Below are 720 nucleotides of genomic sequence, written 5' to 3' on the forward strand. Positions count from 1 at the left end.
GGCCTGACGATCACGGGCGGCCCGAGCGTGACGGTGGCGGGCGTCGATGCCGGTGGCCTTGCGATCACCAATGTGGGCCCGGGCGTCAACGGCACGGACGCGGTGAACCTCGACCAGCTCAACACGCTGGGCAGCTCGGCGGCAACGGCGCTGGGCGGCACGTCGGTCTATGACGGGGCGACGCAGACGCTGACGGCGGGCCTGGACGTCGACGGCACGACCTACACCAACGTGCAGGACGCGCTGACGGCGGTGAACGGCTCGGCCACGGCGGGCTGGAACCTCTCGGCAGAGGGCGCCAACGTCACCAATGTGGGCCCGGGCGACGCGGTGGACCTGAACAACGCCGACGGCAACATCGTGGTGTCGAAGACGGCGGCGGCCAACGACGTGACCTTCGATCTGGCGAGCGACCTGACGATCGGCAACTCGGTCACGGTGGGCGCGAGCCTGCTCGACACCAGCGGCCTGACGATCACGGGCGGCCCGAGCGTGACGGTGGCGGGCGTCGATGCCGGTGGCCTTGCGATCACCAATGTGGGCCCGGGCGTCAACGGCACGGACGCGGTGAACCTCGACCAGCTCAACACGCTGGGCAGCTCGGCGGCAACGGCGCTGGGCGGCACGTCGGTCTATGACGGGGCGACGCAGACGCTGACGGCGGGCCTGGACGTCGACGGCACGACCTACACCAACGTGCAGGACGCGCTGACGGCGGTG

Annotated in this window: 1 pseudogene; it reads left to right on the top strand. The window is 70.8% G+C overall.

The features are described 5' to 3' along the window. Nucleotides 1-720: pseudogene (locus tag NYR58_RS20485) on the top strand (YadA-like family protein); the annotation flags it as partial.

Origin of the sequence: Chelativorans intermedius (assembly GCF_025398255.1) — a bacterium.
Lineage (GTDB): Bacteria > Pseudomonadota > Alphaproteobacteria > Rhizobiales > Rhizobiaceae > Chelativorans > Chelativorans intermedius.